The 15,284-nt window shown below is 40.8% G+C and carries 15 protein-coding genes; 4 read left to right on the forward strand and 11 right to left on the reverse strand.

Annotation, left to right across the window (positions count from 1 at the left end; genetic code table 11):
* The first annotated feature begins 27 nt into the window (after window positions 1–27).
* Window positions 28–852, forward strand: a complete 825-nt coding sequence (locus Q7657_RS18160; protein WP_107165277.1) for a UDP-2,3-diacylglucosamine diphosphatase — start codon at window positions 28–30, stop codon at window positions 850–852.
* A 235-nt stretch (window positions 853–1,087) separates the two neighbouring features.
* Window positions 1,088–1,777 carry an aquaporin Z gene (gene aqpZ / locus Q7657_RS18165; RefSeq protein ID WP_219908789.1) on the forward strand — a complete coding sequence of 230 codons (690 nt, stop codon included), beginning with the start codon at window positions 1,088–1,090 and terminating at the stop codon, window positions 1,775–1,777.
* Window positions 1,778–1,850: 73 nt separating this feature from the next.
* On the opposite strand, the gene ydiJ is transcribed toward aqpZ, so the two are convergent.
* From ydiJ to Q7657_RS18185, 4 genes are all read right to left on the reverse strand, one after another.
* A complete protein-coding gene (gene ydiJ, locus Q7657_RS18170) occupies window positions 1,851–4,913 on the reverse strand; it encodes a D-2-hydroxyglutarate dehydrogenase YdiJ (RefSeq protein ID WP_107165279.1) in 3,063 nt (1,020 codons plus the stop codon).
* 201 nt (window positions 4,914–5,114) lie between these two features.
* Window positions 5,115–6,647 (reverse strand): bifunctional NUDIX hydrolase/phosphatase PAP2 family protein, encoded by a 1,533-nt coding sequence (locus tag Q7657_RS18175; protein WP_258178224.1) that lies wholly within the window; start codon window positions 6,645–6,647, stop codon window positions 5,115–5,117.
* Window positions 6,648–6,755: 108 nt separating this feature from the next.
* On the reverse strand, window positions 6,756–8,204 hold the full coding sequence (locus Q7657_RS18180; RefSeq protein WP_107165280.1) for an NAD-dependent succinate-semialdehyde dehydrogenase: 1,449 nt from the start codon (window positions 8,202–8,204) through the stop codon (window positions 6,756–6,758).
* 285 nt (window positions 8,205–8,489) lie between these two features.
* Window positions 8,490–8,651: a hypothetical protein gene (locus Q7657_RS18185; RefSeq protein ID WP_164488051.1), complete on the reverse strand. Its 162-nt coding sequence runs from the start codon at window positions 8,649–8,651 to the stop codon at window positions 8,490–8,492.
* 268 nt (window positions 8,652–8,919) lie between these two features.
* Between Q7657_RS18185 and Q7657_RS18190 the strand changes: the two genes are divergently transcribed.
* Entirely contained in the window at window positions 8,920–9,750 is an 831-nt protein-coding gene (locus Q7657_RS18190) for a pirin family protein (RefSeq protein ID WP_107165281.1), read from the forward strand.
* Window positions 9,751–9,807: 57 nt separating this feature from the next.
* Here Q7657_RS18190 and Q7657_RS18195 read toward each other — a convergent pair whose 3' ends face one another.
* Both Q7657_RS18195 and Q7657_RS18200 read right to left on the reverse strand, forming a co-directional pair.
* Entirely contained in the window at window positions 9,808–10,281 is a 474-nt protein-coding gene (locus Q7657_RS18195; protein WP_107165282.1) for a DUF2947 domain-containing protein, read from the reverse strand.
* Window positions 10,282–10,441: 160 nt separating this feature from the next.
* Window positions 10,442–10,663: a hypothetical protein gene (locus Q7657_RS18200; protein WP_053986816.1), complete on the reverse strand. Its 222-nt coding sequence runs from the start codon at window positions 10,661–10,663 to the stop codon at window positions 10,442–10,444.
* 410 nt (window positions 10,664–11,073) lie between these two features.
* Between Q7657_RS18200 and Q7657_RS18205 the strand changes: the two genes are divergently transcribed.
* Window positions 11,074–11,865 carry a DUF3108 domain-containing protein gene (locus tag Q7657_RS18205; RefSeq protein ID WP_107165283.1) on the forward strand — a complete coding sequence of 264 codons (792 nt, stop codon included), beginning with the start codon at window positions 11,074–11,076 and terminating at the stop codon, window positions 11,863–11,865.
* A 36-nt stretch (window positions 11,866–11,901) separates the two neighbouring features.
* Here Q7657_RS18205 and Q7657_RS18210 read toward each other — a convergent pair whose 3' ends face one another.
* From Q7657_RS18210 to Q7657_RS18230, 5 genes are read right to left on the reverse strand one after another with little or no spacing between them, the layout of a single operon-like run.
* Window positions 11,902–12,153, reverse strand: coding sequence for a hypothetical protein (locus Q7657_RS18210; RefSeq protein ID WP_107165284.1), 252 nt, complete (start codon window positions 12,151–12,153; stop codon window positions 11,902–11,904).
* A gap of 16 nt (window positions 12,154–12,169) precedes the next feature.
* Window positions 12,170–12,757 (reverse strand): gamma-glutamylcyclotransferase family protein, encoded by a 588-nt coding sequence (locus tag Q7657_RS18215; RefSeq protein ID WP_107165285.1) that lies wholly within the window; start codon window positions 12,755–12,757, stop codon window positions 12,170–12,172.
* Between the two features lie 25 nt (window positions 12,758–12,782).
* Complete coding sequence (locus Q7657_RS18220) at window positions 12,783–13,727, reverse strand: 5-oxoprolinase subunit C family protein (RefSeq protein ID WP_107165286.1); 945 nt, start codon at window positions 13,725–13,727, stop codon at window positions 12,783–12,785.
* Window positions 13,715–14,413, reverse strand: a complete 699-nt coding sequence (pxpB, locus tag Q7657_RS18225; RefSeq protein WP_107165287.1) for a 5-oxoprolinase subunit PxpB — start codon at window positions 14,411–14,413, stop codon at window positions 13,715–13,717. Before pxpB ends, Q7657_RS18220 begins: the two co-directional genes overlap by 13 nt.
* Before the next feature lie 12 nt (window positions 14,414–14,425).
* The gene (locus Q7657_RS18230; protein WP_107165288.1) at window positions 14,426–15,175 is read right to left on the reverse strand and encodes a 5-oxoprolinase subunit PxpA; all 750 of its coding nucleotides are present in this window, start codon (window positions 15,173–15,175) and stop codon (window positions 14,426–14,428) included.
* Window positions 15,176–15,284: the final 109 nt, after the last annotated feature.

Raw genomic sequence — 15,284 nt, forward strand, 5'->3', positions numbered from 1 at the left:
TTCATCCTAAACAGAGTACTGTTGATCATGAATATCAATACTTATCGCACCCTATGGTTATCCGATATACACCTTGGCTGTCGCGATTGTAAAATAGATTATCTGCTCGATTTCTTTGAGCATAACCAAGCAGAGACCATTATTTTAGTTGGCGACATTATTGATCTCTGGTCACAAAAACATCGCGCCTACTGGCCTCAAAGTCACCATGCCCTTCTTAACCTACTCATAGATAAAGCACATCACGGCTGTAAAGTCATTTATATCCCAGGTAATCACGATGAGAAAATTCGTGACTTCTTACACTACGATTTTGGTCATATCCAACTCGAACGCCAATACATTCATACCACGGCAATAGGAAAAAAAATCTTAGCGCTCCATGGTGATGAGTTTGATGATTACGTTACCGTTAACCGTTTTCATAGCTATTTAGGCGACAAAGGTTATGACTTTTTACTGTTCCTCAATCGTTGGTTACACGTCACTCGTCGCAAAATGAACAAGCCCTATTGGTCACTGGCAAGCTATTTAAAACAGCGGGTCGATAAAGCTCATCAAGCCATTGCTCGTTTTCGCCAAGCAGCTATTAGACATGCTGAAAGCCAACAGGTCGATGGCATTATTTGTGGCCATATCCACCAGCCTGACTTACGTCTATGTAAGGAAATAATGTATGCCAACTGCGGTGATTGGGTGGAAAATTGTACATTATTGACCGAAACCCATGATGGCATGATCCAACTTCGCCATTGGACTGACACACATTGCCATATAATTGCTGATACAAAAGACTTCTTTAAAAGTGAAAAAACGACTTTACGACCACCTTCACACGATCACGCAGCATAAGAATACATTTACTCAACAATTTTCGTAACTCGTTGATTAACTGACATAAAAATGACAATTTAAGAATTTTCACCACCTTTAGCTTTCGTAATTTTTGCTATAATAACCATGAATTTAGTTGAATTAAGATAAATTAAGATAATTTAACTTTATAAAATATGGACGTCTCTAGATTGAACGGTGTTTTTAATTCATTATGTGCGCCGTTTTTAGTTAAGTAAGGAAATGAAATATGATGAAAAAATTGGTTGCCGAGTTCATCGGTACATTCTGGTTAGTGCTAGGTGGTTGTGGTAGTGCTGTTCTTGCTGCTGCTTATCCAGATCTTGGTATCGGTTTCCTAGGTGTTGCACTAGCATTCGGTTTGACTGTTGTAACTATGGCATACGCGATTGGTCATATTTCAGGCTGTCACCTAAACCCTGCTGTTACTGTAGGTCTATGGGCGGGTAACCGTTTTCCAGCAGGTGAAGTCGTTCCATACGTAATTTCTCAAGTTCTTGGTGGTATCGCTGGTGCTGCTGTGCTTTACGTTATTGCAAGTGGTCACGCAGGTTTCGATCTTGCTGGCGGTTTCGCCTCTAATGGCTACGGTGAGCACTCTCCAGGTCACTACTCACTACTATCTTCTTTCGTAACTGAAGTAGTAATGACATTCATGTTCCTATTTGTGATCCTAGGTGCAACGCACAAGTTAGCATCACCACAAATGGCTGGCTTAGCAATTGGTCTAGCACTAACACTAATCCACTTGATCAGTATCCCTGTAACAAACACATCAGTGAACCCTGCTCGTAGTACTGGTCCTGCTCTGTTTGTTGGTGACTGGGCAACATCTCAACTATGGATGTTCTGGGTTGCGCCACTTATCGGTGCGGTTCTAGCAGGTTGGGTATACCGTTGGTTAGCACCAAATAACGACTAATATCGTTATTGCATCAAACACAAAAAAAGCGAGCATCAGCTCGCTTTTTTAGTATCTACGCTTGATCAAATCATTAAGCTTCTTGTACCGCTTTTAATAGCACTTGTACTGGATGCTTAAACTTAATGTGTTCAAAACGTTTTACTTGGCTTCGGCAAGAATAACCTGTTGCCATACAACGTGAATTATCAAGTTGCTCAATATTTGGTTTCCAGCTTAAGTTATACACCCCTTTTGACGTCTCTAACTTATCTTTCTCATGACCAAACGTTCCTGCCATCCCACAACAACCCACCGCAATAGATTGTAGTGTGACACCAAAGTGATTGAAGATCTCTCCCCACTGCTTTTCCGCATTTGGCAGCTTGGTTTTTTCTGTACAGTGAGCAAAGAGATACCAAGGCTTATCATCCGTTGAACTGTATTGCTTTAGCTCTGGTAACAAAGGTAATAACCACTCATGCGCAGTTAACACTTCAAACTTACCACGGGTTTCTTTCAATACTTCTGCGTACTCATCGCGATAACACAGCACCAGAGCAGGATCGACGCCCACCATTGGAATATTGAGCACAGCTAATTGATTCAAGAAATCAGCGGTATTACGTGCAGTTTTAGCAAATTGACGTAGGAAACCTTTCACATGCTGCGCTTTACCATTGGGCTTAAACGGCACCAAAATCGGCTTTTTACCAAGCTTTTCAATTAAAGTAATGAAGTCTTTCACCACTTCAGCATCATAGAAACTAGTAAATGGGTCTTGAACAATCAAAACGTAATTCTTACGCTCTTGCTCTGACAAAGCCTGAAGCCATTGCAGATCAAAACGCAATGCATGATGTCCATCTAGCTGCTCGTTCAACGTTGGTAACGACAGTAATGGCATATCAACATAACCGATGGCTTTTTCTGTCAGCTTTTTCGACCACTGCGGACGTGTAATCGCATTCATCACACCCGGCGCTTTTGCCATTAATGGCAAGTAACTTTCAACGTAAGCCACCAGATAATCTTTGGCTGGACGTTGATATCGGCTGTAGTAAATGTTCATAAAACGAGAACGGAAACTAGGTACATCGACCTTGATTGGACACTGACTCGCACACGCTTTACAGGCTAAACAGCCATTCATTGCATCCATGACTTCATGAGAGAAATCGTACTGTTTACGACGCTCACCATAACTGTTTTTTAGACGATCAATGATTTGTTTAATCGTCGGTGTGGTGGTTAGTAGCTTTTGCTCTAACTCATCAGCATTAACGCCTTGCTCTGCTAATTGACGCAACCATTCACGAACAAGCCCTGCTCGCCCTTTTGGTGAATGACGACGATCAGCGGTGATCTTCATGGATGGACACATAGGTGAGCTTGTATCGTAGTTGAAACACAAACCATTACCGTTACATTCCATCGCTTGTTTAAAGCTATCACGGGTATTAACTGGGATCTGGCGATCGTAGAAACCACGCTTACGATCATCAACTTTCACTAATTGATCATCGCTACCGAGTGGCGTACAAATTTTACCCGGATTTAAACGGTTATCAGGATCAAATGCCGCTTTAATACGACGAAGTTCAGTAAATAACTCATCACCAAAAAATGCAGGACCATATTCAGAGCGGAAACCTTTGCCGTGTTCGCCCCACATTAAACCGCCATACTTCGCCACCAGCGCAACCACTTGATCAGAAACTTCCTTCATCAAACGTTCTTGCTCAGGATCGCACATATCAAGAGCTGGACGCACATGAAGCACCCCTGCATCGACGTGACCAAACATGCCATAATTCAGCTGTTTTTCATCCAGTAACTGGCGGAACTCAGCGATAAAATCGGCCAAGTTTTCAGGTGGGACACAAGTATCCTCTGCAAATGCAATCGGCTTTTTACTGCCTTTAGCTGCACCTAATAAACCTACTGCTTTTTTACGCATGGTGTAGATCTTTTGAATGCTGGCTAATTCATCACACACTTGATAGCCAATGATCCCTGCTTGGTTAGCAGCAATCATTTCATCGAGTTTTTCACACAACGCACTCACTTGCTGCTGGTTTTCTGCCACATCATTACTGGCATACTCCACCATGTTAATACCAAGCATTTCTTTACCCGGTACATCGGTCAGCAAATCATTTACGGTGTTCCAAACAATATCTTGCTTCGCTAGGTTTAATACTTTTGAATCAATAGTTTCAACAGATAACGCCTGCGCTTCAACCATCATAGGTGCATTACGCAAGGCAGAATCAAAACTGTCGTATTTAATGTTCACTAATGTGCGCGATTTAGGAATAGGTGTAATGTTCAGTTTGGCTTCTGCGATAAATGCCAGTGAGCCTTCTGCACCACACAATAATCGACCAATATCAAACTGAGTCAGCGCATCATCGTAAACATTTTTTAAATCATAACCGGTAAGAAAACGGTTTAATGGTGGGAACTTATCAATAATTTGCTGGCGTTTATCACGACAAATCTGTGCCGTGGTTTTAACGACTTTCGCCGCAAGATCATCACCATCAATCGCATTAATTTGAGTATAGTCTAATGCTTCTGTTGTTAATACCGAGCCATCGACTAACACCGCAGTCAGTGATAATACATGATCAGACGTTTTACCGTATTTTAGTGAACCCTGCCCTGAAGCATCAGTGTTAATCATGCCACCCACGGTAGCACGATTACTGGTTGAAAGATCGGGTGAGAAAAAGTAACCGTGTGGGCGTAACGCATCATTCAGTTGATCTTTCACAACACCGGTTTGAACACGTACCCAGCCCTCTTCAGGATTGACTTCTAATACCTTGTTCATGTGGCGAGAAATATCAACCACCACACCCGGTGTTAATGATTGACCATTAGTACCAGTACCCCCACCACGAGGTGAAAACGTAATTTTCTGATATTTATCTTGCTGACCAACTTGGCCAAGCAGTTTCAGATCATCAATATCTTTTGGTAAAACGACAGCTTGAGGAATAACTTGATAAACACTGTTATCCGTTGCCACTGCAAGACGGCTGGCATAACTCTTTTCAATGTCGCCACGAAAGCCAGCTGCTGATAATTCGTCAAGATAAGACAGTACCAATTGCTCAATACTGTTTTGATGGGTTAATGCAGGTAACATTGTGCTCCTTTTCCAGTGTGCGCTATCGCTGATAGCGAAGTCGTTTCCTACGACTACTGGCCTTCTCTAATTGAATATTTATGGAGCCGTGAACACTAAGAATATACTCACGGCAAATCAAATTTTAGAAATAGTTATCCCTTCACTTTACCTTACAACGACATGGAACAAAACAAGCAATCGCACTTAGGCTGTAATCACTCAATAAGTTTTACGCCCATATCTTCGGTAGATGTAATCTGTTAAAGCAAAAGTGGCTCCAACCAGTGCCATAACCGTGATGACTTTAATCAGCAATAGCGCAGCTGTACTGATCACTATATGGGAAAGCCCCAGTCCTGCAGCACTGATGACAACGACAGCCATGATTAAACTACACCCTAAGAAGAAACGAGTTGACCAAGCAATTGTGTTGTCCTGTCGTTTATGCAAAACAAAAACAACGCTGCTGATCGCTAATGTACATGCCAGTAGATAGACTTGTTGAGGTACTTGGAAATAGCACACTGCAACAAAAATCACGGCACTAAATAAAGCCCAGCATCGCCAGTTCCAAATATTATTTAGCATCAAGCCTTTTCGCTGCCATTGAATCAAGGCTAAAGCGAGTAGCATTCCAACAGTTACACCCAATAAGGTATCAGACATAAAATGTACCCCTAACCATACGCGTGCGACGGCTTGCAGCACGATAGCCAAGATAAAAAACGGCAGTACCTTCATACGAAATACTTTTATATTCGTAATCGCATCTGTTTTAAAACGGTTAATGAATAAAGGTAAGTTGTACCAAAGCATTAACCACAACACCGTCGCCATAAAGGTATGCCCACTCGGCAATCCAAAACCGCTGGCAGAGGCTTGTTGTAACTCAGGCCAAATATAAAAAGGTCGAGGAGATGCCAACCAAAGCTTCATCACTGATGCGGTAAAAGTCACAGATAACAAAATACTCGCAAGAGCAAGCAAGCCTGTTGTACCAAATCCAATCGCAGCAATGAGTAATAACACACCAATAAATGGTTTCTCACCCGGTAAATTAAATACCTGCATTACAGTGTTAAAAATACGATAAGTGAGCTCTGAACTATGCTTAATTGTTTGCTGAAACGCTTGGATCTGATGTAACTCCCACTGATGTAGCGGGCTAATTGATTGATAATCTAACCCGTTATCAGTCACAGCGCTTTCTGGTACTTGTTTAAGCCAAGGGCTAAGCAATGGCACATCATTCGGGTAGCGATAATCAGCTTTAGTAATATTATCAACCGAGAGTAAATATACCCGCTTCACTTCTTTGGCAAAATGCTTGGCTTGCCATGCGCTTACCAATAAATCATCGGGCTCTATTTTGGCTAATGGCTTTAAGTAAGGCGTTACTTTTGAGGTAGGGATCGGCTGTTTAGCCACACAAGCAAATACCGTGGTATTGCCACGAAGTTTTAGCAGTTTTACTGCTTCAACATGTAAACCCGTTTCTTCATAAACTTCACGCACTGCCGCTTGTTCTGGCGTGTCATTTGGATCGATTTGTCCGCCGGGTAACGCTAATTTTCCTGATATTTCTTCTTTGATCACAAGCACCTTATCACCATGACGAATAACACATGCCGACCCCACTAATGGAATAGCTTGTGCTGGCAATGCAGAGAAGAAGAAAAGAATAAATGACAATATGCCTAGCAATGATTTAAATACAGTTAGATTAGATTGAGGCATATCGATTCTCATCATGAAAAATGCCATCATAACAGGAATGAAGAAAGGAAAAATAGCTAAGAAACATCTTGTAACTTAGCTACTTAATCATTTAACGCTTACACAGTATGCGCACGAAAAGGCTTATAAGCCCCCCATTAAGGTATATTTCATCTCAGTATATTCTTCGAGTCCTTGATGCGCCCCTTCTCGGCCAATACCGGATTCTTTTACCCCGCCAAATGGCGCAACTTCAGTTGAGATCAAACCTTCGTTTACCCCAACCATACCGTATTCCAATGCTTCACTGACTCTAAAAGCGCGTGATAGCGATTGAGTGTAAACATAAGCCGCTAAACCTGAATCAGTATTGTTGGCACGATCGATAACATCTTGATCCTCAGTGAACTTAAACACGGCTGCCAATGGGCCGAAGGTTTCTTCACTCGCCACCAACATATTATCAGTCACATTGCCAAGAACTGTTGGCTTTACAAAACATGTCGCTGATGGTTCACGAGTACCGACAACAAGGTTAGCCCCTTTCATCATTGCATCGTTGATATGTTTCTCAACTTTTTCTACCGCAGCACGATTGATCAACGGACCAATGGTAACGCCATTGTCTAAACCATTACCGACAGTCAATGCAGACACTTTTTCAGCCAATTTATCCATGAATGCATCGTAAATATTGCTATGGACATAAATACGGTTTGTACATACACAAGTTTGCCCAGCATTTCGAAATTTCGCGATCATCAATCCATCAATAGCACGATCTAAATCAGCATCATCAAAGACGATAAAAGGCGCATTACCACCAAGCTCTAATGAGACTTTTTTTACTGTTGGTGCTGATTGCGCCATCAATAATTTGCCAACAGCAGTAGAGCCAGTAAATGAAATTTTACGTACTCGTTTATTGCTCGTAAGCTCTGCACCAATTTTTACTGCATCACCAGTGATCACGTTAAATAAACCTGCAGGAATACCGGCACGATGCGCAAGTTCAGCTAGGGCAAATGCAGTATAAGGAGTATCAGGTGCAGGTTTTAATACCACCGAGCAACCTGCAGCAAAAGCGGGACCGCATTTGCGCGTGATCATTGCGGCCGGGAAATTCCAAGGCGTGATTGCTGCAACCACACCAACAGGTTGGCGAGACACTAAAATACGCGCATCTTCTTTATGGCTAGGGATCATTTCGCCATTCAAACGTTTTGCTTCTTCAGCGTACCACTCAACAAAGCTTGCTGCATAAGCGATTTCACCTTTTGCTTCCGCTAAAGGTTTACCTTGCTCTACAGTAAGAATATGAGCTAATTCATCACTGTGTGAAACAATTAACTCATACCACTGACGCAAGATCGTCGAGCGATGTTTCGCCGTGGTTTTTGACCACAAACGATAGGCTTTATCTGCCGCATCAATCGCAATATTGGTTTCTTCAACACCCATATGTGGAACATGACCAATCACTTCATTTGTTGCAGGATTGGTAATATCCATAGTTTTGCCAGAAAAAGCATCGCTCCACTGACCATTAATGAATGCCTGTTGTTTAAACAAACTACCAAAAGAAAGGGACATTTATGTTTCCTATAATCTCATCAATATAATGAGTAATAACTCATGCCCAATTATTGTATTACAAAGAAAACATAGGTGCAGTAATAGTCATAAAACATGTGTTATTTCTTATTCTGCAATAACGATAATATTACTTTATTGCCTTATTTTTATTCTGAGAAAACACTAAGATAGGAATATTGAAGAAGGGGAAAATGACAACGAATACGTTATAAACTGTTGATATAGTATTGTTTTTAGATATGAAAGATGAAGCGGAATAATCCGCTTCACTAAAACCTGATATTAACAGCGACCTTTCTTCGCAAGACCTGGAGGACAGTGACCACCGTGGCTGCCTTCAATAACAACACCTGGAACCTTAATGGTTGCTGGCTTGATTGAAGGACCAGAAACTGTACATCCACCTAATGCGATAAGACCTAGAACTAAAATAAACTTTTTCATAACCACTCTCTATATCTAAAAGGGTTTTCATTCAAAAATGTTAGCTGAATTCTAAATGTCCCCCTAATTCCTTATGTTAAATTAAAGTGAGGATTGATATTTATTTAGCCATTCCAATTTATTTGACCTTCACTTTGTCGTTACTTTATTAACAACAAATCCTGCAAATCAGCCTATTAGCAACTAGGCTTTAGAAGAGTTCAATATTTCTTTTAAAGGTTATAGATGAACGTGTTTTCTAGTTTTACGAAAACAGGTAACAGCAGCAATGAATAGAAAAATTGCAGCCATTCGGCATGGCGTTAAACATGGCAATATCATCACCTATATCGATAATCATCATCTTCCTGATACCAATCCTTTTATCCTTTGGGATCATTATCTCTCTATTAACCACTCACAAAGCGAATTAGATCTTCATGGTCATTCAGGCATTGATGCCATTAGCTACCCTGTTGTTGGAACAATTCTTCATTTTGATAGTATTACAGGTAAAAATCGGATTAAAAGTGGCGATATTCAGCTCACGAGTTGCGGCAATGGAATGGCGCATAAATCACTGATGATGCACCATCATGGTACTGCAGAAGCGTTCCAAATGTGGACAGCATCACCTGCTAACCTTCAAGGTGAGATGGTAGCGCCTTCAAGTACGCAGATAACCAATGAACAGCTACCGTTAATTGAAGATATTCATGCAACAACTAAGGTACTTATAGGGAGTTATGAAGGTGTAGAAAGTCCATTAAAACATCGTTGTAATATTATTTATTTCGATATTATTGTGTCATCTTACGGATGTTGGACATTTACCCCCCCAGAGACGCATCAAGCTGGGTTTATTTATGTGCGTTCAGGTCAAGCATATGTAGCAAACAACCAATTACACCCAAATCAAATGGGGCTCTTTGAACACTCCTCACAGCCAATCAAGGTATTAACGACAAATCATAGTGCGCGATTTTTTATCGCCTTAGGTGAACCACTGAGCCAACCTATCATAACTGAAGAAGGCTCTGTTCATTCATCACCAGAGAACCTTAAAAAAGCATTAAATAATATTAAACAGTGTATTACGAGGCTAAAACAACAAGAATAGTCCAGATGCAACAACGCCCTGTAACGCACAGAGATGTTTGCATTACAGGGCGTAATATTATGGTCGTGACGCTAATTGATAAGTACCGTTTGACTGGAACCACAACGCTTGTTTTTGTTTACGACCAAGTAAGATTGGGCCGTCATCAAAAAACAAAAAGTTCTTCCAATTGCGCTTAAATACGCCCCATTTCGTCTCTATGATGTTGTACTTTTCATAGCAGAAGTAAACAGTCGTATTATCTTCCCACTTAATTGCCTCAAGAATAGCTTCAGGCAATGCTGGTTCGTCATCATCCCAAGCATCTTGCCAATCTTCAGCTGTTGACCAGATTTTAGCATCAAATGCCCAGTCACCATGTTCAAAGTGATCAGCATCAGGACTTTGTTTACTAATATGCTCTTGCCAAAGCTGCGCAGAACGCGACTGGGTTAATGGCTTTATTTGTTCAAGATCTGCCGTAGGAACTGGCATTGAAGCGTGGGTAAAAATCCATTTACGCGTGTAATTATCGAGTTCAGTATAATTCATCAATTAGCCTAAAAATGTAAAGACACCGCAATGTACAACAGACACACTGTTTGTTCCAGTTGCCGATGAATAAAAACCTTACTTCAACGTATTCCTCACGATCAAAAAAGGTACGATCTCAACCGTACCTCATCCATCACTTCCAGCGAGTGTTGCTATCCTATTTTGGTTCGTCCCATAAATTGCTTACCCAACCACCCGCATGATCGTCATAATGACTGTTATCAAAAGTCGTTTTAGGTTTTACAGGTCTATCGTTTTTATGACTTTCTAGTAGCTGTGAGATATGCATCGCCATAGGATCATCAGTCGATTTCATACGTTGTCTAGTCGCAACTTCTTTTATGATCTGTAATCGATATGACGAGTTCATTTTTTTCATCACTCACTCCTCTTTCTTTAGACATAAGCGAATAAAAAATAGACACCTCACAACAAAACGTCAAATTACTGCCTTCATAATGTCACAACGATAATGTAAAGCCTTTTGAACGAATTCTGTTAAATAACAATATGTTATATTTTAGTAAAATTTCCATTTATTCATTATCACTTCAGCTTTCGTTTAACCTTATGATTTATAATAAAAAGACTAAATATTAATTTTTTATTTCATTTGATTCTTATTATTAAAAATAAGCTATAAGAATAAAGATGAGACACTAAATATCTGACACTTATAATTGAAACTGTTGTTAGTATTTAATCCGTGCTAAATGATCATCTTGTTATCAAATCTGGTAAACTATGAAACGCTATTATTCTTTATATTTTAATGCTGTAGGAGTGCTTGTGCGTTTATTGTCTTTATTTGCTGCGTCAATTTTACCCTTGTTAAGTGTCTCAGCTATGGCTGCGGCTACGGGGAGCACAGAAGTAACACAACAAACACAAAGTCATGCTGCTTACGCATTTCCAAACAAGTTTCACCAGTGTAAAAAGACACTGAATTACAATGTCTATTTCAAAGGCTCAAAAATCGGCAACTACCAACGTAGAATTGTATGGAATGGTAACCAAGCAGATATCTACACAACTGCTGAAGCGGATGTATTGATCACTAAATCAAAAATGAATATGCATTCTAAGTTACATTGGTCTAATGAACATCAACGTTTTCAAACTGATTCGTTCCAACGTAATATTCGTGGCTTGATGGCTGGTAGCGTCAGCGCAACATTCAGTAAAGATGGCCGTAGTAGTACGGTGATTGAAGATGGTAAAACCCAAAAATACACTGAAGATCTTATGCCGATAATCGATGGTGATACCATTGGTAGCCAAATGCGTCTTGATCTGATTGAGGGTAAAAAGAACTTTGATTTCATCATGCAAAATAGTGATGAAACCAGCCACTACTACTTCACAGTAGCAGGTACTGAAACTATTGATACTAACTTTGGCAAAATAAAAGCTATTCGTGTCAACCAAACACGTAAAAGTGATCGTCAGCTATCACTATGGTTTGCACCATCGTTAGATTATCAATTAGTAAAAGCGACTTATCATCGTAAGATCATTGATTTAAATGCGGTGCTAATGAGTCAAAAGATTGATTGCCCACCAAAGCAGTTGTTTAAATAATAGAAAGCCGAGTGATAATCACTCGGCTTTTTCTTTCTATTTCATGATAGCTTTGCCACCAATAATTTTAAACGCTGGCGTTCCTCGAATAAGCGTATCACGGGCAAATATACCGCCACATTCAGGACAAGTAGCTGGTTCTATAGTGAAATCTTTTACAATACGTTCTTTAAAACATTTCACTAAGGCGCCTTTACCCCCTTTACGGTATTTAAATAAAAGCGTTTTACATTTAGAACAACAAATATCGACGGTTTTCGTTGGTCCTTTTTTATTCGGTTTCGCCACCGTTTACTTCACCTTGTTATTTATAATTCGTCACTGCAAGCGAGCTTGCGATAACCTCTTCAATCAGCAAATCTATTAACTCTCTCGCTTTATCATCAACCCCAGCCAGATTGCCATATTTCGGTTGATGGCGATCATTGCAATACGGATGCTGCCAGCCTGACGTCGTTGCCACAAACATCTCAGCAAATTGATAAGAAACAGATAGACAGCCAGCAATCACGGTATCCACATAAGTTTGAGTAATTGGATACTGCTCACAAGGATCTTGTGCCCTAGTGTTAATATAAACCCAAATAGGCTCAGCAAGTGCTAGCCCTGTATGTTCTAATAGCTCAACTTGCTCTGCAGAAATTTGAATACGTTGATAACCGTGTTCACGTAGATCAAAATCACGTAAACCTTGCTCATCCACTTCAATCAACACACCGTTACATACCCCTTTGCCAGGCTTAACTACCAAAGGTGCGATAGGATAACTACCATCCACATTTCCCCATGCTCGTTGCAAGCCATGTACCAAAACAGGATAAGACTTGCCTGTATTACCAGTACGATTTCGAGAACACGTGTTGATCAGGCTTCCATAGCCAAATATATACATCCAATCACCTTTATTTCTTCTGCTGTTAGGTCTGAAAAACATTAAAGAATCGACAGAAAGTAAACCATTTCTGCTGTTCTAGTTCAAATTGCTGCGGTGTTAAACATGCAAATCGAATACTGTCACCGGGTTTTAGCTGGCAGACTAAGGACAAATCGTGCTGCGTAATACAACCAATGATTGGGTAGCCGCCCAGCGTTTGCCGATCATTGAGTAACACAATCGGCTCTCCATCTGGTGGCAGTTGAATCGCTCCCTTTGCTATCGGCTGTGATACTAATGTTGTTTGCTGTGGCATTATTTTCTCGCCAGTTAAACGACAGCCCATACGATCACTATGCTGGGTAACTTGATACGGCGACGAATAAAATCGTGATTTTTGCTTAGCAGTAAAGCTGTCTGCTTGATACGACTCAATCACAGATACGGTTATTTCATGCTGATAGTGAGGAATAAAACGGGCAGGTACCGCTTGATAACAATATGGGCTAGATGATGCCTTCGCATAGAAACATTGACCAACAGCTAGAGCATTACCTTTACCATCAGCTCCACCCAAATGATTACGCTGTACCGTCGAAGCACTACCAAAGCATTTAGGACCATCAAATCCTCCTTTGATAGCGAGATAAGCACGAAGCCCATAACGAGCATACCCAAAACGTAATAGTTGTCCTTGAGTTAATTGATATGTTTGCCACGGAGCAAGCACATTGCCATCAAGTGTGGCATGCATATCTGCTCCCGTTAACGCAATACAGCAATCCTCTAGTACCTTAAAACAAGCTTGACCCAACGTAATTTCGATCTGCGTGGCATTTGGATCATTATTTAATAACAAATTAGCCCAGCAATAGGCATGGAGATCCATTGCACCACCCTGGCTTAATCCATGCTCGGCAACACCATACCGTCCTAAATCTTGCAGTTGGATCAGCATGCCTGACTCAAGGATCTCTAACGCTGCCATAACTGCCCTCCCAGATCGAAAAACGCTTCTCTGGTGATCGAAACAAACTGCACACGATCCCCAATAGAAAAAATGGATAACGGATAGCGACCTTCAACAAACAGTGATTGAGGGCAATTACCAATAATGTGCCACCCACCAGGGCTTTGATCGGGATAGATCGCTGTTTGCTGATCAGCGATACCAACGCTTCCTGCTGGAATTTGTAATCTTGGTGTTGAATGTCGTGGTATGGCTATCTCATCATCTACTGACGATAAAAAGGCAAAACCTGCGGTAAAGCCAATCGCTCCTACGTCATAAATCTTATTGCAATGATGTTCAATGACCTGCTGCTGCGTTAATCCTTTTGCCTTAGCAACAACCGCTAAATCAAGAGCAACATCCTGATGATAGTAAACAGGTAACTGGTGTAATTGACGTTGCATACTGCTGTGTTTTGATTCGTGACTTTGTCGGTCTAGATGCCATGATTCAATACCAGCGATCATCGTTAGATACACATTTGAATGTGGACGATATTGCACCATGACTTTGGTGTAAGACGGCGTGATATCAATACAATCGTGCTGAAATCTATCTTTCATAAACGCAATAAATTCTGAAATGATCAAGGTTGTTTCTGAACAAATTTCTTGCCCAAACTCGACCATAAATGCATTTTCAGTTACAGGAGAAATCTTCATACTATCTCCCATTTAACTTTGTGCGGTATTCAGCAACTGCGAGAGCTCTTTAATCGTTGCAATAGATTCAGGATTATCCCCATGCACACAAATAGTATCGACAGGTAATGAGAGTAATTTGCCACATGTTGTTTTTACTTTCCCTTGTGCCAGTTGCAATACCTGCGCCTTGATAAGATCTGGGTGATGATGTACCGCATTAGGTTCTGTTCGTGGTACTAAGAAACCGTCAGGGGTATAAGCTCTATCAGCAAACGCTTCAAATAACAGTGTTACACCATATTGCTGCGCTATTTGACTGTAAGCCGTATTTTTTGCACCTGATAAGATCATTAATGAAAGCGGATGTGGACGAGAGAAATTCAATTTAGAAACAGTAAGAACAATAGCTTCAAACAAAGCCGGATCTTTCATCATGTCATTATATAAAGCCCCATGTGGCTTAACGTACACCACCTGAGTTTCATGTAACGCACACAATGCATCAAGCGCACCGACTTGATAAGCAATGCTATGGCGGATTTCATCTAGCGTATGCGGAATATAACGACGACCAAACCCCTCTTTATCTTGATAACCTGGGTGAGCACCGATCATCACATTATATTGCTGTGCAAGTGCGACTGTTGTCGCCATCACATTAGGATCTGATGCATGAAAGCCGCAAGCAATATTCGCCATATTAATCCATGGCATGACTGAAGCATCATTGCCCATTATCCAAGCTCCGAAACTTTCTCCCATATCGCAATTTAATTTCATCCCGCCCTCCTTGCGATGCATTCACGTTATTACGCTATAAATTTCAAAATAAGTATCACGTAAAATGACAATTATTTCTTTTAAAGTACAGCATCAATACCACGCTTTG

The sequence above is a fragment of the Candidatus Photobacterium acropomis genome (assembly GCF_030685555.1).
Lineage (GTDB): Bacteria > Pseudomonadota > Gammaproteobacteria > Enterobacterales > Vibrionaceae > Photobacterium > Photobacterium lucens.

Coding starts and splice junctions, on each gene's coding strand:
- Q7657_RS18160 (WP_107165277.1), top strand. CDS start 28: ATGAATATCAATACTTATCGCACCCTATGGTTATCCGATATACACCTT.
- aqpZ (WP_219908789.1), top strand. CDS start 1,088: ATGAAAAAATTGGTTGCCGAGTTCATCGGTACATTCTGGTTAGTGCTA.
- ydiJ (WP_107165279.1), bottom strand. CDS start 4,913: ATGTTACCTGCATTAACCCATCAAAACAGTATTGAGCAATTGGTACTG.
- Q7657_RS18175 (WP_258178224.1), bottom strand. CDS start 6,647: ATGATGAGAATCGATATGCCTCAATCTAATCTAACTGTATTTAAATCA.
- Q7657_RS18180 (WP_107165280.1), bottom strand. CDS start 8,204: ATGTCCCTTTCTTTTGGTAGTTTGTTTAAACAACAGGCATTCATTAAT.
- Q7657_RS18185 (WP_164488051.1), bottom strand. CDS start 8,651: ATGAAAAAGTTTATTTTAGTTCTAGGTCTTATCGCATTAGGTGGATGT.
- Q7657_RS18190 (WP_107165281.1), top strand. CDS start 8,920: ATGAATAGAAAAATTGCAGCCATTCGGCATGGCGTTAAACATGGCAAT.
- Q7657_RS18195 (WP_107165282.1), bottom strand. CDS start 10,281: ATGAATTATACTGAACTCGATAATTACACGCGTAAATGGATTTTTACC.
- Q7657_RS18200 (WP_053986816.1), bottom strand. CDS start 10,663: ATGAAAAAAATGAACTCGTCATATCGATTACAGATCATAAAAGAAGTT.
- Q7657_RS18215 (WP_107165285.1), bottom strand. CDS start 12,757: ATGTATATATTTGGCTATGGAAGCCTGATCAACACGTGTTCTCGAAAT.
- Q7657_RS18220 (WP_107165286.1), bottom strand. CDS start 13,727: ATGGCAGCGTTAGAGATCCTTGAGTCAGGCATGCTGATCCAACTGCAA.
- pxpB (WP_107165287.1), bottom strand. CDS start 14,413: ATGAAGATTTCTCCTGTAACTGAAAATGCATTTATGGTCGAGTTTGGG.
- Q7657_RS18230 (WP_107165288.1), bottom strand. CDS start 15,175: ATGAAATTAAATTGCGATATGGGAGAAAGTTTCGGAGCTTGGATAATG.